We start from the raw sequence: 19,873 nt of genomic DNA, 5'->3' as shown, positions 1-19,873 counted from the left end.
CTGATGATGAAATCCGCAACCGCAGTTCTGGCAGGCGCTTTCCTGACATTTGCCGTTTCCGCCCCTGCGGCTCAGGCCGGGCTGCTGGAAGACCTGTTCTTCGCACCGACCTACAGCAAAACCAACATCCCCCAGACCACCGGCACCCGCTACGACTGCAAGGCCTATCCGGCCGGTCAGCCGGGCTGGAAGGGCATCATCGGCGGCAAGACCTATGACTTCAGCCGCACCTTCAACGTCTCACGCGAAGGCTGCTTTCAGACCAAGGCGGAATGCCAGACTTTCCTGAACTACATGTCCGGCTATATCGACCTGGCAATCTACAACCGCTGCCAGCCTCTCTAATCGACAGGACGGACAGCGGCTCTCTTTAAAAAGCCGGAGCCGCTGCCTGAAGGGCGGAACAGACTGCCCGGGTCTCACTTGGCCGCTGCGGGCAAAGCCTTCAGATAGACCGCGATCGCTTCGCGGTCGCTGGCGGGAAGCTTGGCCATATTGGCCTGCACTTCCACCATTTCTCCGCCAACGCTGTCGTATTCGGGCGTGAACCCACTTTCCAGATAATAGGCGATATCGGGAACGCTCCAGCTGCCCAGTTCGGACGCCGGATCAAGGCCGGGGATCTTGCCCTCGCCGGTCGGCGCATCGGCTCCGCTCAGCCAGGCAGAATAGTCCAGCCCGCCAATCGGATTGCGCGGCGTATGACATTCGCCGCAATGGCCCGGCCCTTCGACCAGATATCGCCCACGGTTCCACACATCCATGTCCACATCGGCCCCTGCGGCCGGTTCCTTGACCACGGGACCGGAGGACATGTTCACCAGCTTCCAGAGCCCGAGGCCACGGCGGATGTTGAAGGGAAAGCCCAGTTCATGATCCGGTGCCTTGCCGGCAACGGCCGGCAGGGTCTTCATGAAGGCAAAGAGATCGGTGACATCCTGAATGTCCATGCGGGAATAGGATGTGAAGGGAAAGGCCGGATAGAGGTTCTCGCCATGCGGACCGGTGCCGGTCATCATCGCATTGGCAAAGGATGCCGCGCTCCAGCCGCCAATTCCATCCTGTGCATCGCTGGAAATGTTGGGGGCGACGAAAGTCCCGAAGGGGGAGACCAGCTTCAGGCCACCGCCAAGCTTCAGCTTGTCCTCGCCTTCGGCTCCCGGCGCCGAGTGGCAGGAGGTGCAGCCGCCTGCCCAGAACATGGCTTCACCGCGCGCCGCATCGCCTTCCGGCAGGCTGCTCAGAACCTCGGCGGGCAAGGGTGTCGAGGCACTGAGAACCCAGCCCGTCCCTGCACCGGCGATCGCCAGAACAACACCAAGGCCCAGGATCTTCTTCAGCATTTTGCCCTCAACACAATCGGGAAACAGGAAACGGCCAGAGCGCGGCGCATGTCAGCGCGTGGAAGGATCAGCGCAACGGCAGCAAACCGGACCGGGACCACCGCCTGACGAGCGATGATCCACCGGTCCGGAGAAACAGGATCCGGCAGGGCCGGACCACCTTACTTCTTGACGCGGAACGTCTCGTGGCAGGACTTGCAGTTTGCCATGATCGGGCCAAATGCTGCCTTGAAGGCATCCACATCCGCCGGGCCATCCTTGCCGGAGGCCTGAACAGCTGCATCGCTGGCTGCAGCAAACTTGGCGAGAGCAGCTTCAAAACCTGCAGCGTCGGACCAGATGGCCGGGGCTGCGGTGGTGTCACCGGCCTCAGAGCCTTCCGGGAAGAATGCACCGAAGGAATGGGACGCAGCGGCCATGGACATGATGGCGGCCTTGCCGGCTGCCGGCGTATAGGCGATTTCGCCCTTCATCATGCCGCCGCCGAGGCCAGCGGCCGCGGCAACCGAATCCATGATGGTCTTGCGCGTGGTAATGGCATCGCCCGCAGCAAACGCGGCGCTCGCCGTCAGGCAGACGCAAAGCGCCGCCGCGACAAATTTCTTCATAGTCCTCTCCTCATGTGCCCGGATCACGTCTCCGGCTTTTGTCATACAGCATGATTAGAGTGACTAAGAAAAATCACGGGGCTGTGAAGTGTTGTTGTTTCAACCGTGAACGGTCAGGCTTCGTTTGACGGATCGTCAACCAAAGGGAAACAATCAACCCTCACCCGGCGCTGCGCGCCGACCTCTCCCAGGCTTGGGAGAGGTGATGGGGAGGAGAAGCTCAGGACTGCCAATCAGGATCATATTTCTTCAAACCTTTCCGTTTCCCCCCCCTCGCCCCTCTGGGGAGAGGGCCGGGGTGAGGGGAAAACCGGAAAGTAAAAAGGCGGCCCGTTGGGACCGCCTTTACAGACAGCAGACAAAGTCCCAACCCGCCCTTGCAGGGGTCAGACCGCGAAAAATTGGATGTCATCCCTGCGGAGGCAGGGATCCAGTAACCACCTGAGGTAAATGGCTTTTTCAAGAGCCAACTCTACGAGATACTGGATCCCGGTCTTGGTGCTCTCGCACCAAACCGGGATGACCAACAAACTTGGATGCTTTGTCATCAAACAAAAAAGGCGATCCGCTGGGACCGCCTTTCCATGATCGCTCAGAAGCGCGTGTCTCAGACGGCGGCTTCGTAAAGCTCCAGGACGTAGTCCCAGTTGATCAGGTTGTCGACGAAGGCCTCGAGGTACTTCGGACGGGCGTTGCGATAGTCGATGTAGTAGGAGTGCTCCCACACGTCGCAGCCCAGAATCGGGGTTGCGCCATGGACCAGCGGGTTTTCGCCGTTCGGGGTCTTCATGATTTCAAGCTTGCCGTTCTTAACAGCAACCCAGGCCCAGCCCGAGCCGAACTGACCAGCGCCAGCAGCCAGGAAGTCGGCGCGGAACTTGTCGTAGCCGCCCAGATCGCTGTCGAACTTGGAAGCGAGAACGCCCGGCAGGGACTTGCCGCCACCGTCCTTCTTCATCCACTTCCAGAAGTGAACGTGGTTGTAATGCTGGGCAGCGTTGTTGAAGAGGCCGGCGTTCTTGCCGAAGCTTTCCTTGACGATCTCTTCCAGCGACTTGCCTTCCAGACCGCTGTCCTTCAGCAGGTTGTTGCCGTTGGTGACATAAGCCTGATGGTGCTTGTCGTGGTGGAACTCGAGGGTCTCAGCCGACATGTACGGGCCGAGAGCGTCATAGGCATATGGCAGTGCGGGAAGTTCGAAGGACATTGTACTCTCCTTATGATTCCGTGGCTCTGAGACCGCGCCCCTGGGCCCGGCCTCCAAAGTCTTCTGGACCTGCGCCAGCCCGCCCCCGTCCATCCGGGTTTCTACCGAGCCGCCGCGTCGAGAGGCAATTTAGGGCTGTCTTCGTGACGGGGCAATGTCCCTAAGGCGAAATAAAAAAATATTTTTGTTTTTTTATATGCGCTGGGGGTTCAGCCTTTCACGTCTTTGTACCTGGAACGTCCATCCACAGCGCACTTGCCGGGTTAGCGGCCATTTGAGGGGCAGGTGTTGAACCGATGCGGACTGAGGCCTCAGGCTCGGATCAAAGAGACCTCTCGATTCGCATTTTAGGACGAAACGCATGTTCCTGCGGGCAAAACCGCTCCGGATGGCCCTGTTCCTTGGCCTGGCTGAAATACTCATTTCGAGCAGCACCCAAGCCACCCCATCCCTTCGCGTGATCGATGGCGACACGCTCGTCCTCGACGGAGAGCATGTGCGGTTGAATGGCATCGACGCCCCGGAGATGGCGCAGACCTGCCGGTCGGCCAGAGGCAAGGAGACGCGCTGCGGAAAGGACGCCAAGGCCGCGCTGGAGAAACTTGTTGCCGCAGGACATGTCGAGTGCCGGGGCACAGAACAGGATGCTTATGGCCGCAGGCTTGCCACCTGCTACGCAAATGGCCGTGACATCAACGCCCAGATGGTCCGCCTTGGCCATGCTTTTGCCTTCCGCAAATATTCGCTCGCCTATGTTGCGGAAGAAGAGCTGGCCCGCAGGGACCATGCGGGGCTCTTTGCCGGGAAGGCGCAGGCGCCGTGGGAGTTCCGCGCCCGCAAATGGCAGGTGGCCAGCAAAGGCGGCAGCCAGAAGAATGATCCATCCGCTCCCGAAGGCTGCCCGATCAAGGGTAACATCTCCGGCAACGGCAAGATCTATCATACGCCCTGGTCGCCCAGCTATGAGCGCACCCGGATCGATCCATCGAGGGGCGAACGCTGGTTCTGCTCGGAAGACGAGGCGATCGCTGCCGGATGGCGGGCTCCGGGCTGAAGCCACACAAAAGCGGGCAACAGCGTTTTCCGTGACCGCCATCACATCGCCCTCCCCGGCGATCGCCTATTTCTTTTCCCAGCGCGGCGGACCCGCGCACCGGGGCCCCCGCCCCACCAACACTTGGGAGAAGACAATGACCCAGACCCTGAAAAGCCTGACCAGATCCGCAGCCTGTGCCTTCACTGCAAGCGCAATGCTGCTCGGCGCCTCCACCCTTTCCGCTTCTGCCGGACCGGGCATGGGTAACAACCTTGGTGAGTGCTACAACAACTGGATCGGCTGGTGTAACGACAAGACCTCGGGATACCCGAACGAGTGCTACACCAAGAGCCTGAAGAAGTGCGACCAGACCCACAAGGCCCGCAGTTCGACAATCCCGCCGGCTCAGCTGGAAGCCATGAAGAGCGCAAGCCTTCGCAAGGCGAAACGGGTGGAAGCAGCAATCGCCCCGGCTGGGACGGCCACACGCTGATCGCTGCCTGACAGGTTCCAAAAGGCCCTGCCGCGGACAACCGCTGCAGGGCCTTTGGCGTTTCAGGGCCAGGCGTCACGGACTGGGGATGCTTCCTGCTAAAAATCCCGAGCCGAATTGACAGACACCGGGCAGCCTCCCTATTTTGCGGCGCACAATTGCGCTGCGGCAAGTTCCGTCAGGCCTTCAGGTTCCCTCCCGGTCCCCAAGCCTTTTCTGTGCTGCAGTTGCCCAAGCAATTTCAAACCGGCGCCCCTTTCCACCTCCCGGAAGTGCCAGGCGCCCAGCCCCGGAGTGACATGATGATCGCAAGAAACGTTCCCGACGTGACCTTCCGCACCCGCGTCCGCGATGAAAGCATCGAAGGCCCGAACCCGTTCCGCTGGGAAGACAAGACCTCTGCCGACTATTTCTCCGGCAAGCGCGTCATCCTCTTCTCCCTGCCGGGTGCCTTCACCCCGACCTGCTCCACCTACCAGCTGCCGGATTTCGAGAAGCTCTATGGTGAGTTCCAGGCCGAAGGCATCGACGAGATCTACTGCATCTCCGTCAATGACGCCTTCGTCATGAACGCCTGGGGCAAGGCCCAGGGCATCGACAAGATCAAGCTCATTCCGGACGGATCGGGCGAATTCACCCGCAAGATGGGCATGCTGGTTCGCAAGGACAACCTGGGCTTCGGCCTGCGCTCCTGGCGCTATGCAGCCGTGATCAACAACGGTGCCATCGAGAAGATGTTCGTGGAAGAAGGCTTCTCCGACAACTGCGAGACTGACCCGTATGGCGCGTCTTCCCCGCAGAACATCCTGGAAGCGCTGCGCGCCGACAAGGATTCCGCTGCCGCCTGACGGCCAGCACACGTTTCCCCTGTCCGGCTGCGGCCGGGCAGGGTCTTTGGCTGCGAGGGGCCCGATCATCTTCGCTTGCCACGGGCCGTCCACCATGCGACGACTTCAAGCCCTATCCCTTTCCGCATGCGCAGATCTCGCCCATGTCCTCTCCCGCTTCCCGGTTCCTTGCCCTGCGCCTTGCATCAGGCGGCCTGATTGCCCTTGGCTCCGCGATGGGCATCGGACGGTTTGTCTTCACGCCGATCCTGCCCTTCATGGTCGAAGGCACCGGGCTGACACCCGCTCAGGCCGGCCAGATCGCCACCGCCAATTTCATCGGCTATCTGCTGGGCGCCCTCGCCGCCTCCATGGGCAGCCTGCCGGGCAGCCGGCGCGCCTGGCTGCTCGGGGCGCTGGCGGTCAGCGGCCTCACCTCCATGGCGATGAGCTTTCCCGCCTTCTCCTCCTTTGGCACCGGTGTGGATGTCTGGCTCTTCAGCCTCCTGCGCTTCGTCTCCGGACTTGCCAGTGCCTTTGCCCTGGTCTTTGCCTCTGCGCTGGTGCTTGACCGGCTGGCCTTTCTGGGACGCCCCGGCCTGTCGGCGCTCTATTTCTCTGGAGTGGGAGCAGGTATCGCCTTCTCCGCCATTCTGGTCGCGGTGCTCAACCGAACGGGTGCCAGCTGGGACGGGTTGTGGAATGCCTCGGGCGTTGCCACCCTGATTGCCGCCGGTGCCGTCGCCCTTCTGATACCGGGCGAAGACCACAAGCGGGCAGCGCCAGGCAGCGCGTCTTCTGCCCCCGTCAGGGAGACGCCGGCCGCAAGACCCGGCACCCCTCCCGCCTTGAAGCGGCTGATCCTCGCCTATGGGCTCTTTGGCTTCGGCTATGTGATCACCGCCACCTTCATTGCGGTGATTATCCGCGAAGCGCCTGCGCTGGCCGGACTGGAAGCGGCCTCCTGGCTCGTGGTGGGGCTGACAGCCGCTCCGTCCATCTACATCTGGAACAAGATCGTCCAGCGGATCGGCGGCGGACGCTCCATCGCACTGGCCTGCCTGCTTGAAGCCGGAGGCGTGGCCTTGAGCGTCTTCAGCTCCTCCCCTGTCGGCATTTTGCTGGCGGCAGCTCTTCTGGGGGCAACCTTCATGGGCATCACCGCCATGGGTCTGATGGAGGCCCGCCGCTTGACGCGGGGCGACCAAAGGCGGATCCTAGCCGTAATGACGGCCAGTTTCGGCGTTGGCCAGTCGCTCGGCCCGTGGTTCGCAGGCTATTTGCACGAACTGTCCGGCGACTTTACCAGCGCATCGCTTGCGGCCACCGCAGCCCTGATTGTGGCTGCAGCCTTGACGGCACCCGGCGGAAGCCGTAACGGCAGCCGCATGTAACCGTCGGCAGCCTGATTGAAACGGCCAGACCCGGATTTTGGAGAAAGGGACTGATCCCATGTCACAGAGCGGAAAAGGCCCTGAAGCCCACAAGGCCACCGACTGGGAAAGCCTCAGACAGGAGCTGCTGGCAGAAGGCAAGGCGGATCTGGTCGATGCGCTGGATCAGCTGATCCGGGAAAGCCACTCACAAGAGGCCGCCCGGATCCTGAAGCAGATCACATCCCGTCTGGATGGCAGCTTACGCCTTTGAGAACTCGAAATAGAGCTGGCGTGCGCGGGCTGCGACCGGACCCGGCTCTAGCTGACGCTCGTCAATGCGGTTGACCGGGACCACCTTGTTGTAGTTGCCGGTCGAGAAGATTTCATCCGCGTCCTGAAAATCCGCATAGCGCAGCGAACGCTCGTGAACGGTGACACCTGCGCCACGCAACAGGCTGATCACGCGCTGCCGGGTGATGCCATTCAGGAACGTGCCATTGGGCACCGGCGTGTGCACCACACCTTCCTTAACCATGAAGACATTGGCAGAGGTCAGTTCGGCCACGTTGCCGAGCATGTCCAGAACGATGGCATTGTCGAAGCCCTTCGCCTTTGCTTCCAGCATGGCCCGGGCGTTGTTCGGATAAAGACAGCCGGCCTTCGCATTGACCGGCATGCAGTCCAGCGTCGGGCGGCGGAAGGAGGACAGGGTCAAGGAGTTCGCAGCCCCTTCCGGAGCCATCGGCGCATCGAACAGGCACATGCAGAAGCGGGTGCTGTCCGGATCACCGGCGATGACCCCCGGACCGTCGCTCTCGGCCCAGTACATCGGCTTCACATAAAGCTGCTTGTCCGGAGAGAACTTCGACGCCCCTTCCCGGGTCAGCTCAACCATCTGGCCGACACTCATGGTCGGCTTCAGGCCCAGCGCCACGGCGCTGTCATTGACCCGCTGGCAATGCAGATCGATATCCGGCATCACGCCGCTGAAGACGCGGGCACCGTCGAACACGCTGGAGCCGAGCCAGGCAGCATGGGAGCGCGGTCCCATCATGGGCGGGTTGCCCTCGTGCCATGTGCCGTCAATCCAGGTCCAGGTTTCGCTCCAGCCGGTCATTGTCTGTCTCGCTTCCAGATTTTCGTGATTAGGAGAAGCGAAAGAACTCCCTTCCCCGCTGTCCGTCAACACACCTTTCCCATGATGCGTCAAAATGCAGGACCTGTTCCGGTAGACGCACGGGAGGCGAAGTTTCTTTCCAGAAATGCGCCCTATGGGGAATACTACGGCTTGCGGCCCGGGATGCCATCGGCTTTGATGAGACCTCCTTCCCCCGCCCTGCGGCACCATCCAGGCCCGATTCATGCGCCAGCCCATGCTCGTTTCCGCGCTCAAGAGCTATTCACGGCAGGATTTCCTTGCGGATCTTTCCGCAGGCATCACCGTTGCCATGGTGGCCATTCCCCTGAGCCTCGCCATCGCCATTGCCTCAGGCGCAGATCCGGCCACCGGCCTTGTCACAGCCATCGTCGCGGGCTTCCTGATCTCTGCCCTTGGCGGCAGCTCGGTCCAGATCGGCGGGCCGACCGGTGCGTTCATCGTCGTCGTCTATGGGGTGATTGCCGAGCATGGTTATGACGGCCTGGTGCTGGCAACGCTCATGGCCGGGATCATCCTGATGATCGGCGGCTATTTCCGGGCCGGTAACCTGATCGCCCATATTCCCGAGGCCGTGGTCAACGGCTTTACCATCGGCATTGCGGTCATCATCGGCACCAGCCAGCTCAAGGACTTCCTGGGTCTTCAGGCAGATCATGTTCCCGCGGACTTCCTGGAAAAGCTCTCGGCGCTCTGGGCCGTGCGCGACACGCTGAGCCTGCCGTCCCTGCTGATTGCCCTGGCAACCCTGCTCCTGATCGTCGGCCTGCGCCGTCTGGCACCCCGCTTTCCCGGCCTGATCGTGGCTGTGGGCATCGGGTCCATCGCCGTCTGGGCGCTTGGACTTCCGGTCGACACGCTGGGCGGCCGGTTCGGGGCCCTGCCCGACCATCTGCCCACGCCCCACCTGCCGGAGATCAGCCGCGACCGGATCATCGAACTCTTCCCCTCAGCGGTGATCATCGCCTTTCTGGCCGGGGTTGAGTCCCTGCTCTCCGCCATGGTGGCCGACCGGATGATTTCCGGCACCCACCGGCCCAATGCGGAACTGACCGCCCAGGGCGTTGCCAGCATCGCCTCGTCCCTCTTTGGCGGATTGCCTGCCACCGGCGCGATTGCTCGGACAGCAACCAATATCCGGGCAGGAGGCCGCACGCCCGTTGCCGGCATGATCCATGCTCTGGTGATCCTGCTGGTGATGATGCTTGCCGCACCGCTTGCCGGCTATCTCGCCATGCCCGCTCTTGCTGCACTCCTGATGCTGACCGCCTGGAACATGAGCGAGCCGCACAAGTGGAAGGAACACATGCAGGCAAAGCGGTCGGACAAGTTCCTTCTGCTCCTGACCCTTGCGCTCACCGTGCTGCTGGACCTGACGATCGCCATCGGCACCGGCGTTGCCATCGGCCTGGCCTTGCGCCTGCGCGAGCGCAAGAAGCTCGACAGCGACTGGACGACACCGGAACGCTGAGACTGGATCCTGTCTGCCGATATGAATGCGGCTTGACTCCGAATGCATGTTCCTATTTTGTTCCAATCACCTCATCAATGCAGGAACATGTCTCATGGAACAGCGCATCAGCCTGATCACCCTTGCCGTTGACGACCTCCAGCAGACCTCCCGCTTTTTCGAGGACGGGCTCGGCTGGACCCAGGCGCCCGGCGGCAACGAGCATATCGCCTTCTACCAGCTGAACGGCTCTGCCCTTGCCCTTTACAGCCGCGCCCATCTGGCCAAGGACCTTGACCGCGCCCTGGCCGCAGACACCATCGGCGGCATGACCATCGCCTTCAACGCCAGAAGCGAGGAAGAGGTCGACAGCGTCTATGCAGAAGCGCTTGCGGCCGGTGCGGAGGCAACCGTGCGGCCGGAAAAGGTCTTCTGGGGCGGCTACTCCGGCTATGTCACCATCCCGGGCGGGCACCTTCTGGAAATCGCCTATAACCCCTTCTGGCCACTGGACGAAAAGGGCGGCATTACCCTTCCCTCAGCCGGCTGACGATATGATCCCCTGCCCGGATTGATTCATTTCGGCTTTTTCCGGCGCAGATGAGACAAAATGCGCCTTGGCTGCGCAGGGTCCGGCTTGACGCAAGCCAGCTAAGGCTGTCTTCTGCCCCTGCTGATTTTCCCGATCCGGAGACCCCTGCGATGGCTTATGCGGCCTATGTGTTCGACGCTTATGGCACCTTGTTCGACGTGCACGCGGCGGTCCGCAAACATGCCGAGAAAATGGGGCCGGATGCGCAGACCTTTTCCTTTGTCTGGCGGCAGAAGCAGCTGGAATATTCCTGGGTCCGCGCCCTCATGGGCCGCTATCAGGATTTCTGGGAGCTGACGGAACAAGCCCTGGACACCGCCTTCGCGCTCTATCCTTCCGCTGACAAGAGCCTGCGCCAGGATCTTCTCAATGCCTATTGGTCGCTGGACTGCTACCCGGAGGTGCCGCAGGTGCTGACGCGGCTGAAGCAGGATGGCGCAAGACTGGCGATCCTCTCCAACGGGTCGCCCTCCATGCTGGAGGCTGCGGCCAAGGCTGCGGGCATCACGGAGCTTCTGGACGAGATCTTCTCGGTCCACCAGCTGCGCACCTACAAGACCGCGCCGGAAGTCTACGACATGGTCACGACCCACTTCCGCATCTATCCGGAAGCCGTGTCGTTCCAGTCCTCAAACCGCTGGGACATTGCGGGCGCCACAGCCTTCGGCTTCCGCACCGTCTGGATGAACCGCACCAGTCAGCCGGACGAATATCCGGATCTGGCCCCCAGCGCCGTCCTGAACGACCTGACGGGCCTGCAGGCTCTGGGGTAAGCGCAGAAAGCGGCTCTCTAAATCCCCCTCACCTTTCCCTCTCCCCAAGGGGAGAGGGTGTGCTGCGGCATGGAGAAAGGTATTGCCAGACCTGACGGCAAAAGTGGGCAACGCTTGATACGCCCCCAAGCGCCACCTCATGCGTTGTGCTTCAGAGAGCTCAAGAACCTCTCCTCCCCACCACCTCTCCCGAAACCGGGAGAGGTCGGCGCAAAGCGCCGGGTGAGGGTTCACAGCGCAGACGGAAGCCCCCCCTCACCCTGCCCTCTCCCCAAGGGTGCGAGGGTGTGCTGCGGTGTGGAGAAAGGTATTTCCGAATCTGACGGCAAAGGAGGTCCGATGCGGTCAACGCTTGGAACGCCCCGACCGCCGCCTCATCCAATGAGTTTTAGAAACTCAAAAACCTCTCCTCCCCACCACCTCTCCCGAAACCGGGAGAGGTCGGCGCAAGGCGCCGGGTGAGGGGTCACAAAGGCATCATTCCGCAGGAATCGTCAGCGGCTGGCCCTTTTTCACGATATGGGTCGTGTAGACGACAATCGGTGCCGAACCGGTGTTGGTCAGGTTGCCGTGCACCTTGCCTTTCGGAAACATCATGGCCATGCCCGGCTTGAACTCCAGCACCTTGCCATCCGGCAAGGACAGGCTTCCCCCATCCAGCACGATCAGATGCTCATCTCCCGGGTGACTGTGGGGAGGAACCGTAGCGCCCGGCGCAATTTCCAGGCGGGAGACCACCACTTCGAGCCCATCGACACCCGACACATCCGCCCGGTTCAATTCGGTCCGGGTCAGTCCATCGTCTGCAAGGGCCGGAACAGCAGCACACAACAGACCTGCCGCGACCATGGCGACGGCCGGAAACGTCCGGGAAAATGTCATTCTGAAGGTCCTCCACACAGTCAGAGTCTGGTCCCGAACCTTGCGTGTGCGGAGGCGGATTTGCAAGGAAAAGACCGGTCGTGACAGCGCGTTCGCTCAGGCGCCGGTGGAAGATGCCACGCAGAAAACCTGCATCAGGACCAGTGTCAGAGACACAGCGCCCAGCAGAAGCGGCTTGCACAGCCCTGCATCCGCGCCGGGCAAACGCCCGATCCGCCCCGGCAAGGACCGGAAGGGGGACTGGATGGAATGGGACAACGACCTCAAGGCGAAAACTCCTCCGCATCGGCAGACTCGCATCTGCACTTTCAAAAATTATTGTATTACGATAATTTTCTCATGCAACAGGATATATTCATCCTCAGCTGCGGCATTTTCGGTTGCCTGTATCCAGCCCGGCAGATACCTGTCGCGCAAGATCACCGCTGCGAGGAACGGCAGGAGGGTCACATGACATCCCTGGAGACAACCCACATGCACCGCTGCAGCCTTCCGGAAGAAACCCGACAGCAAAGGCTCAACCGCATCCGGCGCGTATCCACCTGCATGCAATGGGTCGCGGCTTTCATTTGCCTTCTGATCCTCATCACCGCTGGTCTGGTTCTGGCAGTCGTGGTGAACCCGGCCCTCTGTCCGGACGTGACCGCAACCATGATCGGGCTTGATGACATCAAGCGGCCGCTCGGTGACATTCCGCTGGCGCAGCGCATGGGGCTTGGCGTGATCTCCACCCTCGCCTTTGCCATCCTGCTTGCGGTCTTTGTCCATGTCACCCAGCTGTTCCGCCGGTTCCGGCAGGCGGACTTCTTTTCCTCCGACAGCCTGCGCCGCATGGTCTCGCTTGGCCGGTGGCTGATGGCCTTCGGCGTCTACGACATTCTCTGCGATCCGGTGGCAAGCATCCTTTCCACCCTGGACCTGCCGAAAGGCCAGAAGTCCCTCGCCTTCAGCCTGGATGGAACCGAGCTGTTTTTCGTGACCTTCGGCTCCCTCGTCCTGGTGTTCGGCTGGATCCTGCGCGAAGCGGCGCTGATCCAGGATGAGAACAGCCAGTTCATCTGACGCCCCGCAGGAAGGTCCGGACCATGCCGATCATCGTTGAACTCGATGTCATGCTCGCCCGCCGCAAGATGCGCTCGAAGGAACTCGCCGAGCGCATCGGCATCACAGAGCAGAATGTCTCCCTGCTGAAATCCGGCAAGGTAAAGGGCGTCCGTTTTGAAACCCTGGAAAAAATCTGCGAAGCCCTCGACTGCCAGCCCGGAGATATTCTGGTCTTCAAGGCTGAGGAGAACAGCGGCGGCTAAGGGCGTTTCGGATGTTAGCCAGTTGGAAACCTTGTAGCTAAACAGGTTGATAGCCGATCTATCGCAATTAAATGGCGATCAGCTCAATAGAAGCTTCAACCCTTTCCCGTTTCCGCAGCTCTTTCGGAATGAAGTCCAGCATTTCTGCAATTTCCGCTTCACTTACAGGTTCCGAGACTGGCGTCTCCCATTTCGTATCCGTCCGAATGTAAATTATAAATTCCGGGTCTCCCTCAGGCGCCCAATCTACGGCAAGAGAAACACCTTTCTTTCCCATTCGAACAAGGCACGTTCCGCGATTTACAATTCGCGCGGAGCGCTGGTCAGCTTCTTTTCCAGTAAACAATCTGAACATTGCAGTCGCTTAATTTCAAACTCTTGGATGGTCCAAGCTCGCGAGGAGACAACCGCGATGAATGCTCACAGTAGACGTTACTCCGCCGCCTGCGCCGGTGCGTAGCCCAGGGCCTTGTTGAGCTTGCCGATGAGATCGACGGCGGCTTCCGCAATCACGGTTCCCGGCGGGAAGATGGCCGAGGCACCAGCCGCATAGAGGGCGTCATAATCCTGCGGCGGGACAACACCGCCGACGACGATCATGATGTCTCCGCGCCCTTCGGCCTCCAGAGCCGCTTTCAGGGCGGGCACGAGCGTGAGGTGGCCAGCGGCCAGAGAGGAGACGCCAACCACGTGGACGTCGTTCTCCACCGCCTGGCGGGCGGCTTCCTCCGGGGTCTGGAACAGAGGCCCGATGTCCACGTCAAAGCCGAGATCGGCAAAGGCGGAGGCGATGACTTTCTGGCCGCGGTCATGACCGTCCTGCCCCATCTTGGCCACCAGAATACGCGGACGGCGGCCGTCATTGTCCTCGAAGGCTTCGACCAGCTTCTGCACCTTTTCCATGGTCCCGGACATGGCTCCCGCCTCCCGCTTGTAAACGCCGGAAATGGACTTGATCTCGGCCTTGTGGCGGCCGAAGACCTTTTCCATGGCCATGGAAATCTCGCCCACGGTTGCCATGGCGCGAGCGGCCTTGACCGCAAAATCCAGAAGGTTGCCTTCACCGCTGGCCGCGCAGGCCGTCAAAGCGTCGAGCGCCGCCTGGGTGTCCGCCTCGTTGCGCTCGGTCTTCAGGCGCTGCAGCTTTTCGATCTGGCGGGCGCGGACTTCCGCATTGTCGACCTTCAGAACCTCGATCGGCTCTTCGAAATCCGGCTTGAACTTGTTGACGCCGACCACGGTCTGGGCGCCGCTGTCGATACGCGCCTGCGTCTTTGCGGCAGCTTCCTCGATGCGGAGCTTCGGAATGCCTTTCTCAATGGCCTTGGCCATGCCGCCCAGCTCTTCCACTTCACGGATGTGAGCCAGCGCCTTTTCGGCGAGATCCGCCGTCAGCTTCTCCACATAGAAAGACCCGCCCCACAGGTCGATCGGCGACGTGGTGCCGCTTTCCTGCTGCAGGAACAGCTGGGTGTTGCGGGCAATGCGGGCGGAGAAATCCGTCGGCAGGGCCAGCGCTTCGTCCAGCGCGTTGGTGTGGAGCGACTGGGTGTGGCCCTGCGTGGCCGCCATGGCCTCCACACAGGTGCGGATGACATTGTTGAAGACGTCCTGCGCGGTCAGCGACCAGCCGGAGGTCTGGGAATGGGTTCTGAGCGACAGGGACTTGGCGTTCTTCGGCGCGAAGTTCTCCTCCATCAGGGTTGCCCAGATCAGGCGGGCAGCCCGCAGCTTGGCCACTTCCATGAAAAAATTCATACCGATCGCCCAGAAGAAGGACAATCTTGGAGCAAACGTGTCGATATCCATGCCCGCTGCCACACCAGCGCGGGCATATTCGATGCCGTCGGCGATGGTGTAGGCCAGCTCCAGATCCGCCGTCGCCCCCGCTTCCTGCATGTGATAGCCGGAAATGGAGATCGAGTTGAACTTCGGCATGTTGGCCGAGGTATAGGCAAAGATGTCGGAGATGATCCGCATGGAAGGCGCAGGCGGATAGATATAGGTGTTGCGGACCATGAACTCCTTCAGAATGTCGTTCTGAATGGTTCCGGACAGCTGCGCCTGGGAAACGCCCTGCTCTTCCGCCGCAACGATATAGAGTGCGAGAACCGGCAGCACCGCGCCGTTCATGGTCATGGAGACGCTCATCTTGTCCAGCGGGATGCCGGAGAAGAGCGTGCGCATGTCATAGATGGAGTCAATGGCCACACCGGCCATGCCCACGTCGCCGGAGACGCGTGGATGATCGCTGTCATATCCGCGGTGGGTCGCAAGGTCGAAGGCGACCGAAAGGCCTTTCTGGCCCGCCGCCAGATTGCGCCGGTAGAAGGCGTTGGAGTCCTCGGCGGTGGAGAAGCCCGCATATTGGCGGATCGTCCAGGGCTGTTGCACATACATGGTCGGATAGGGGCCACGCAGGAACGGCGGCAGGCCCGGCCAGGTGTCCAGGTGGGTCAAACCGGCAAGATCGCCAGCGGAAAAGACCTGCGGAACCTCGATGCCTTCGGGGGTTTCCCATGCGGTCCCGCTGGTGTTTCCGGCAGACGGAAGGGCGTCCTTGAAGGCCGCCTTTGAGAAATCCGGGATCCTGCTCATGCCAATGCCTCCTGACCAGATGCGACGCCAAGCCGGATCTGAGCCTCGCTCAAGAGCTCCAGAAGATTGCACCCAGCATAGATCATCCTGTCAATGCCCGCAGCCGTCAGAGCGGCTTCCTGGTCCTTGGGCCTGCCGGCAAGATAAAGGGCGTCCGCCCCGGCCTGTTTCAGCGCCTTTGCGGCGTCTTCCGCCTGCTCCGCATAGATGGTGTCGGAGGAAACGAGACAGGCCACCGTGCAACCGGAGGCCTTGAAGGCTTCGACCAGGGCCTCGAGGCTCTTCACCTCGGCTCCACCAGTGCTGCTGATCCCGCCGGCTGCAAAGGCATTGGCGGTCCAGGTGGCGCGGGCGGTGAACTGGGACAACGGCCCGAGGCAGGCGAGGAAGATGGAGGGCGCACAGGAGGCGTCCGCCCGATCGCGCAGGACCTCGAAAGGCTCGGACAGGCGCTCGGGTCGCGGCAGTGGCGTTTCCAGCGTGATCATGTCGCGCCAGCGGCGGGACAGAACGATATCGGCGATCGAGGCGCCCGCCTTCAGACGATCGGAAATGGCGCTCATCAGGTCGCCGCCCGGCCCTGGCTCCGGCAGTTCACCGGCCCCCATGCCCGAACTCACGGTGTCGGCGGCCCCATCGAGCAGCCGCAAGGTGGTTTCGGAGAGGCTCGGGAAGGCGCTGACGCCGGTGATTTCCTGACGGCGGGTGGCAATGCGCTCGTAACGCGCCTTGCGGCTTTCCTGAAGCCGGGCCTGGACCTTGCCCTGGATCAGGCTCTGCACGATGCCGCCTTCGGCCTCGATCTGCTGGAACAGATCCCAGGCAGCACTCACCATGGCGTCGGTCCGGGCCTCGATGGCGCCTGACCCGGCAGCAGGATCGGCAACCTTGTGCAGGTTGCACTCTTCCAGAAGGATGGTCTGGGTGTTGCGGGCCACGCGCCGGGCAAAGGCATCAGGCAGACCATGGGCGGAACTGAAAGGCAGCACGGAGATGCTGTCCGCCCCGCCGATACCGGCAGCAAAGCAGGCGACCGTGGAGCGAAGCATGTTCACATGCGGGTCCGGCCTGGTCATCATCCGCCAGGAGGTTTCCATGTGAAGATGAGCGCCAGTGGCCGGCATGCCGCATTGGCTCAGAACAGAGGCCCACAGGCGGCGCAGGGCCCGCGCCTTGGCGATGGTGCTGACCTGATCCGCATCGGCTGCAAGCGCAAAGCTGATATAGCCCGTCATGTCCTCCAGGCTGAAACCGCCTGTGTCCACGTCGCGCAGATATTGCAGGCCGCTGGAGAGGGCAAAGGCCAGTTCCTGAACCGGCGTCGCGCCCCGGTCATGCCACAGGCGGCCATCGGCGCAAAGCAGCGGCCCCTTCAGGCCCTTGCCACGGACGAATCCCGCCAGATCAATGATCCGCCGGGCGAGATAGGGCACCGAATTGCGCAGGAGATCCGTGTGGCCGAGCTTGGAGATATAATCGCTGCAGGAAATGATGTTGAGCGAAGCCGGATCGATGCCGCGCTGCTCCGCCAGGATCAGCAGCATCGCCAGGACCGACGAACTCTCGTAGCCACCGTCGATGCGGATCTGCACCAGATCCAGCAAGACACCGTCCAGCAGGCGAGAGAAACCGGCGACGTCCTCGCCCGTCACTCCATAGCCGCGCGCATAGGCGGAACTGTCCAGAACAAGATCAAACCCGTCGGCGCCGCCTTCCAGCTCCTCCAGCAGCAAGGCATTGGCGGTATCCAGATCCGGATGATCGACGCGGCACATGACGCGCCAGGGCGCACCGGGCCTGCGGGCCGAGCGGGGCATGGCATCCGCGCGGCGGTCATACAGCGGGGAGATTGCCAATCCATCCTCAGTCTTGCCGGTCAGACGGTCCCTGGAGGCACCTTTCAGGGCCTTGTCCACGCCCGCATGCCAGGCGTCCTGTGTGCCATCCAAGAAGCTCTGAGGAATGTTCAGCGTCATTTCGATCTCCCATAGACAGCCTTTGTAGTCCGCGCGGGCGAAGCAAGGCAACTCATCAGAATGACGGATGCGGGAAAGCCCTGAAACTACACGCGCTTGCAGCCGGCCCGCCATCACGGGCGCTAGGTACTTAAACTTATGCGCTAGACCGGTTGCAAGGCGATCTACCCGTGGTTTGTTTTATTTCCAGGCCCCAGAATAGGAGGCATTGGACAAGAAACTGGCGCCATTCGACAAAAAATGCCGATCAATTCAATGGAGATGTCCGAATTTATATTGTAACTTATACAGGCTGCCGTTTGGGAACAGTCCCTCTCGGAAAGACCGATAATTTTGTCGGCAAGATGAAGAGAGGACGACACTTAGGTCACCGGATCTATACCTCTGGATGCAAACGCTAGGGCATGCATTTGGAAGTGACGTTCAGGACCTAAACCAGACAGGCAGACCACCTGACCCATACGAGCGGAACACCGCCGCAGGTGACAGTCAAATAAGCAAGGCGAGACGCACGTAGAGGCGGGCCTTCACAAATAATGGATGTGCACAAATGTATGACCAAAATGAACTGAAGAATAAGCTGAGAGCTGTTTCCGAAGCGGGTGCAGCTCACCATGTGCTGGATATTCTTGAATCCAACCTCCGCCGCATGGGGGCCACTCATATTCTGGTCACCGGGCTTCCAATGCCCAACCGCCCCATTGATACCCTCGTGCAGCGTTTCCGCTGGCCGGATCTGCGCAATGACGGTATCGAATCGACCTCGCTCTCCGCAAACGACAGCGCCCTGATGCTGGGTCTTGCGTCCAGCCGTGCGAAGATCTGGACCATCTCCGAAGGCGATACCGAGCATTCGGAACTCATGGCTGCCGCAAACGCAGGCAACCAGATGGTGATCGTGCCGGTGACGGAACTGCACCCGTTCCAGGCGTTCGTGTTTGCCAGCGGCCCGGCCATCCAGGCCAACAAGTGGGACCTCGCGGCCCTTGAAGTCCTGTGCGCAGCCGTCTTCTCCCGCCTGCGGGAACTGGGCGCGGTCTCCGGTCAGCGTCCTGGCGGCCTGTCCACCCGCGAGCGCAAGGTCCTGGAACTGACGGCTTTCGGCAAGACCGCGGGCGAGATCGCGGATGTGCTGGACATTTCCCAGCGGACCGTCCACGCCCACCTGCAGAACGCCAGCGTCAAGCTGAACGCTTCCAACAAGACCCACACGGTCGTGGAAGCCCTGCGCTACGGCCAGATCCGGGTCTGACCGTATCCTGAACGCCATTTCAGCATAGGTCCTAAAAAGACCCTGCCTTGAACATTCCGACCCCGGCCCGCTTGAATGTGCGCTGGGGTCGAGTGTTTCCGGTCGGCCGACTTGGCAGGAGACCCTTCCAGCCCGGGAAAAGCCGATGGTGGTGCGCGTCGCAAGCCTCGCAAAACAGCATCCGCTCCCAGTCCACCAACCAACATTGCGCCAGTCCCTCCCCCATCGACACCCTCCCAAGGTCATCCCGGACGCAGCACAGCGGAGATCCGGGACCCGCTCATTGCCAGAGCGATCCGGGACCTCGCAGATCGCGCGAAGTCAGTCCCGACGGCTTTGACCAGCAGCTCTCCCCCTTAGAACCTCTCTGCAAACGAGTAGCCCCCGGCTCGCCGGCTGCGCCTGCGGCCGGGGTGACGTCTTTGCGCAAAATCGCGGCCATTCCAGCTGCTCTCCGTGCTCCCAGTCAACCAACCAACATTTCGCCAGCCCCACTCCCATCGACACCCTTCCGAGGTCATCCCGGACGCAGCGAAGCGGAGATCCGGGACCCACTCATTGCCAGAGCGATCCGGGACCTCGCAGATCGCGCAAAGTCAGTCCCGACGGCTTTGACCAGCAGCTCACCTCCCTTTAGAACCTCTCTGCAAACGAGTAGCCCCGGCTCTCCGGCTGCGCCTGCGGCCGGGGTGACGTCTTTGCGCAAAATCGCGGCCATTCCAGCTGCTCTCCGTGCTCCCAGTCAACCAACCAACATTTCGCCAGCCCCACTCCCATCGACACCCTTCCGAGGTCATCCCGGACGCAGCACAGCGGAGATCCGGGACCCACTCATTGCCAGAGCGATCCGGGACCTCGCAGATCGCGCAAAGTCAGTCCCGACGGCTTTGACCAGCAGCTCACCTCCCTTTAGAACCTCTCTGCAAACGAGTAGCCCCGGCTCTCCGGCTGCGCCTACGGCCGGAAAGCCGATCAGTGATGCCTGTGCCTCAAGCAA

General features: G+C 61.6%; 21 protein-coding genes. 12 read left to right on the top strand and 9 right to left on the bottom strand.

The features are described 5' to 3' along the window. Positions 1 to 3 precede the first annotated feature (3 nt). Positions 4 to 345 (top strand): hypothetical protein, encoded by a 342-nt coding sequence (locus BUA94_RS05270; protein WP_073009695.1) that lies wholly within the window; start codon positions 4 to 6, stop codon positions 343 to 345. 74 nt (positions 346 to 419) lie between these two features. On the opposite strand, the gene BUA94_RS05265 is transcribed toward BUA94_RS05270, so the two are convergent. From BUA94_RS05265 to BUA94_RS05255, 3 genes are all read right to left on the bottom strand, one after another. Next, positions 420 to 1,343 carry a c-type cytochrome gene (locus tag BUA94_RS05265; protein WP_073009692.1) on the bottom strand — a complete coding sequence of 308 codons (924 nt, stop codon included), beginning with the start codon at positions 1,341 to 1,343 and terminating at the stop codon, positions 420 to 422. 161 nt (positions 1,344 to 1,504) lie between these two features. Further along, positions 1,505 to 1,951: a c-type cytochrome gene (locus BUA94_RS05260; protein WP_073009689.1), complete on the bottom strand. Its 447-nt coding sequence runs from the start codon at positions 1,949 to 1,951 to the stop codon at positions 1,505 to 1,507. Positions 1,952 to 2,558: 607 nt separating this feature from the next. Then, positions 2,559 to 3,158, bottom strand: coding sequence for a superoxide dismutase (locus BUA94_RS05255; RefSeq protein ID WP_073009686.1), 600 nt, complete (start codon positions 3,156 to 3,158; stop codon positions 2,559 to 2,561). 361 nt (positions 3,159 to 3,519) lie between these two features. On the opposite strand from BUA94_RS05255, the gene BUA94_RS05250 reads away from it, so the two are divergent. From BUA94_RS05250 to BUA94_RS05230, 5 genes are all read left to right on the top strand, one after another. After that, positions 3,520 to 4,212: a thermonuclease family protein gene (locus BUA94_RS05250; protein WP_073009683.1), complete on the top strand. Its 693-nt coding sequence runs from the start codon at positions 3,520 to 3,522 to the stop codon at positions 4,210 to 4,212. Between the two features lie 136 nt (positions 4,213 to 4,348). After that, the gene (locus BUA94_RS05245) at positions 4,349 to 4,687 is read left to right on the top strand and encodes a hypothetical protein (RefSeq protein ID WP_139251011.1); all 339 of its coding nucleotides are present in this window, start codon (positions 4,349 to 4,351) and stop codon (positions 4,685 to 4,687) included. 302 nt (positions 4,688 to 4,989) lie between these two features. Further along, positions 4,990 to 5,535: a peroxiredoxin gene (locus tag BUA94_RS05240; protein WP_073010964.1), complete on the top strand. Its 546-nt coding sequence runs from the start codon at positions 4,990 to 4,992 to the stop codon at positions 5,533 to 5,535. A 143-nt stretch (positions 5,536 to 5,678) separates the two neighbouring features. Further along, positions 5,679 to 6,908, top strand: a complete 1,230-nt coding sequence (locus tag BUA94_RS05235) for a YbfB/YjiJ family MFS transporter (protein ID WP_073009677.1) — start codon at positions 5,679 to 5,681, stop codon at positions 6,906 to 6,908. A gap of 58 nt (positions 6,909 to 6,966) precedes the next feature. Next, on the top strand, positions 6,967 to 7,161 hold the full coding sequence (locus BUA94_RS05230) for a hypothetical protein (RefSeq protein WP_073009674.1): 195 nt from the start codon (positions 6,967 to 6,969) through the stop codon (positions 7,159 to 7,161). On the opposite strand, the gene BUA94_RS05225 is transcribed toward BUA94_RS05230, so the two are convergent. Then, a complete protein-coding gene (locus BUA94_RS05225; protein WP_073009671.1) occupies positions 7,150 to 8,007 on the bottom strand; it encodes a branched-chain amino acid aminotransferase in 858 nt (285 codons plus the stop codon). The two genes, BUA94_RS05230 and BUA94_RS05225, sit on opposite strands and share 12 nt — an antisense overlap. A 244-nt stretch (positions 8,008 to 8,251) precedes the next feature. Between BUA94_RS05225 and BUA94_RS05220 the strand changes: the two genes are divergently transcribed. The 3 genes from BUA94_RS05220 (at position 8,252) to BUA94_RS05210 (ending at position 10,861) form a co-directional block, all read left to right on the top strand. Then, positions 8,252 to 9,517, top strand: a complete 1,266-nt coding sequence (locus BUA94_RS05220; RefSeq protein WP_073009668.1) for a SulP family inorganic anion transporter — start codon at positions 8,252 to 8,254, stop codon at positions 9,515 to 9,517. A 94-nt stretch (positions 9,518 to 9,611) separates the two neighbouring features. Continuing rightward, positions 9,612 to 10,046 (top strand): VOC family protein, encoded by a 435-nt coding sequence (locus BUA94_RS05215; RefSeq protein WP_073009665.1) that lies wholly within the window; start codon positions 9,612 to 9,614, stop codon positions 10,044 to 10,046. A 152-nt stretch (positions 10,047 to 10,198) separates the two neighbouring features. Next, entirely contained in the window at positions 10,199 to 10,861 is a 663-nt protein-coding gene (locus tag BUA94_RS05210) for a haloacid dehalogenase type II (RefSeq protein ID WP_073009662.1), read from the top strand. A 477-nt stretch (positions 10,862 to 11,338) separates the two neighbouring features. On the opposite strand, the gene BUA94_RS05205 is transcribed toward BUA94_RS05210, so the two are convergent. After that, positions 11,339 to 11,743 carry a cupin domain-containing protein gene (locus BUA94_RS05205; RefSeq protein WP_073009658.1) on the bottom strand — a complete coding sequence of 135 codons (405 nt, stop codon included), beginning with the start codon at positions 11,741 to 11,743 and terminating at the stop codon, positions 11,339 to 11,341. Positions 11,744 to 11,839: 96 nt separating this feature from the next. After that, entirely contained in the window at positions 11,840 to 12,010 is a 171-nt protein-coding gene (locus tag BUA94_RS23530; RefSeq protein ID WP_175557999.1) for a hypothetical protein, read from the bottom strand. 183 nt (positions 12,011 to 12,193) lie between these two features. Here BUA94_RS23530 and BUA94_RS05200 point away from each other — a divergent pair, with 183 nt between their 5' ends. Both BUA94_RS05200 and BUA94_RS05195 read left to right on the top strand, forming a co-directional pair. Then, a complete protein-coding gene (locus BUA94_RS05200; protein ID WP_208979969.1) occupies positions 12,194 to 12,805 on the top strand; it encodes a DUF2975 domain-containing protein in 612 nt (203 codons plus the stop codon). A 23-nt stretch (positions 12,806 to 12,828) separates the two neighbouring features. Then, on the top strand, positions 12,829 to 13,050 hold the full coding sequence (locus BUA94_RS05195; RefSeq protein ID WP_073009655.1) for a helix-turn-helix domain-containing protein: 222 nt from the start codon (positions 12,829 to 12,831) through the stop codon (positions 13,048 to 13,050). Positions 13,051 to 13,117: 67 nt separating this feature from the next. On the opposite strand, the gene BUA94_RS05190 is transcribed toward BUA94_RS05195, so the two are convergent. From BUA94_RS05190 to BUA94_RS05180, 3 genes are all read right to left on the bottom strand, one after another. Beyond that, positions 13,118 to 13,405, bottom strand: a complete 288-nt coding sequence (locus BUA94_RS05190; protein WP_073009652.1) for a hypothetical protein — start codon at positions 13,403 to 13,405, stop codon at positions 13,118 to 13,120. Between the two features lie 77 nt (positions 13,406 to 13,482). Further along, positions 13,483 to 15,648 carry a methylmalonyl-CoA mutase gene (scpA, locus tag BUA94_RS05185; protein WP_073009650.1) on the bottom strand — a complete coding sequence of 722 codons (2,166 nt, stop codon included), beginning with the start codon at positions 15,646 to 15,648 and terminating at the stop codon, positions 13,483 to 13,485. Next, positions 15,645 to 17,624, bottom strand: coding sequence for a methylmalonyl-CoA mutase family protein (locus tag BUA94_RS05180; protein ID WP_073010957.1), 1,980 nt, complete (start codon positions 17,622 to 17,624; stop codon positions 15,645 to 15,647). The genes scpA and BUA94_RS05180 overlap by 4 nt, the downstream gene beginning before the upstream one ends. Positions 17,625 to 18,174: 550 nt before the next feature. On the opposite strand from BUA94_RS05180, the gene BUA94_RS23755 reads away from it, so the two are divergent. Next, positions 18,175 to 18,876 (top strand): helix-turn-helix domain-containing protein, encoded by a 702-nt coding sequence (locus tag BUA94_RS23755; RefSeq protein WP_073009647.1) that lies wholly within the window; start codon positions 18,175 to 18,177, stop codon positions 18,874 to 18,876. The last annotated feature ends 997 nt before the right edge of the window (positions 18,877 to 19,873 follow it).

The organism is Roseibium suaedae (assembly GCF_900142725.1).
Taxonomy (GTDB): Bacteria; Pseudomonadota; Alphaproteobacteria; order Rhizobiales; family Stappiaceae; genus Roseibium; species Roseibium suaedae.
Note: the sequence above shows the minus strand (reverse complement) of the source record. Positions and strands in the feature narration are given on the sequence as shown.

What these genes read in the sequence shown, in the direction of transcription:
- BUA94_RS05210 (WP_073009662.1), top strand. Translation starts at nt 10,199, where the DNA reads ATGGCTTATGCGGCCTATGTGTTCGACGCTTATGGCACCTTGTTCGAC.
- BUA94_RS05230 (WP_073009674.1), top strand. Translation starts at nt 6,967, where the DNA reads ATGTCACAGAGCGGAAAAGGCCCTGAAGCCCACAAGGCCACCGACTGG.
- BUA94_RS05225 (WP_073009671.1), bottom strand. Translation starts at nt 8,007, where the DNA reads ATGACCGGCTGGAGCGAAACCTGGACCTGGATTGACGGCACATGGCAC.
- BUA94_RS05195 (WP_073009655.1), top strand. Translation starts at nt 12,829, where the DNA reads ATGCCGATCATCGTTGAACTCGATGTCATGCTCGCCCGCCGCAAGATG.
- BUA94_RS05200 (WP_208979969.1), top strand. Translation starts at nt 12,194, where the DNA reads ATGACATCCCTGGAGACAACCCACATGCACCGCTGCAGCCTTCCGGAA.
- scpA (WP_073009650.1), bottom strand. Translation starts at nt 15,648, where the DNA reads ATGAGCAGGATCCCGGATTTCTCAAAGGCGGCCTTCAAGGACGCCCTT.
- BUA94_RS05260 (WP_073009689.1), bottom strand. Translation starts at nt 1,951, where the DNA reads ATGAAGAAATTTGTCGCGGCGGCGCTTTGCGTCTGCCTGACGGCGAGC.
- BUA94_RS05265 (WP_073009692.1), bottom strand. Translation starts at nt 1,343, where the DNA reads ATGCTGAAGAAGATCCTGGGCCTTGGTGTTGTTCTGGCGATCGCCGGT.
- BUA94_RS05270 (WP_073009695.1), top strand. Translation starts at nt 4, where the DNA reads ATGATGAAATCCGCAACCGCAGTTCTGGCAGGCGCTTTCCTGACATTT.
- BUA94_RS05220 (WP_073009668.1), top strand. Translation starts at nt 8,252, where the DNA reads ATGCGCCAGCCCATGCTCGTTTCCGCGCTCAAGAGCTATTCACGGCAG.
- BUA94_RS05205 (WP_073009658.1), bottom strand. Translation starts at nt 11,743, where the DNA reads ATGACATTTTCCCGGACGTTTCCGGCCGTCGCCATGGTCGCGGCAGGT.
- BUA94_RS05245 (WP_139251011.1), top strand. Translation starts at nt 4,349, where the DNA reads ATGACCCAGACCCTGAAAAGCCTGACCAGATCCGCAGCCTGTGCCTTC.
- BUA94_RS05240 (WP_073010964.1), top strand. Translation starts at nt 4,990, where the DNA reads ATGATCGCAAGAAACGTTCCCGACGTGACCTTCCGCACCCGCGTCCGC.
- BUA94_RS05255 (WP_073009686.1), bottom strand. Translation starts at nt 3,158, where the DNA reads ATGTCCTTCGAACTTCCCGCACTGCCATATGCCTATGACGCTCTCGGC.
- BUA94_RS05180 (WP_073010957.1), bottom strand. Translation starts at nt 17,624, where the DNA reads ATGACGCTGAACATTCCTCAGAGCTTCTTGGATGGCACACAGGACGCC.
- BUA94_RS05190 (WP_073009652.1), bottom strand. Translation starts at nt 13,405, where the DNA reads ATGTTCAGATTGTTTACTGGAAAAGAAGCTGACCAGCGCTCCGCGCGA.
- BUA94_RS05235 (WP_073009677.1), top strand. Translation starts at nt 5,679, where the DNA reads ATGTCCTCTCCCGCTTCCCGGTTCCTTGCCCTGCGCCTTGCATCAGGC.
- BUA94_RS05250 (WP_073009683.1), top strand. Translation starts at nt 3,520, where the DNA reads ATGTTCCTGCGGGCAAAACCGCTCCGGATGGCCCTGTTCCTTGGCCTG.
- BUA94_RS05215 (WP_073009665.1), top strand. Translation starts at nt 9,612, where the DNA reads ATGGAACAGCGCATCAGCCTGATCACCCTTGCCGTTGACGACCTCCAG.
- BUA94_RS23755 (WP_073009647.1), top strand. Translation starts at nt 18,175, where the DNA reads ATGTATGACCAAAATGAACTGAAGAATAAGCTGAGAGCTGTTTCCGAA.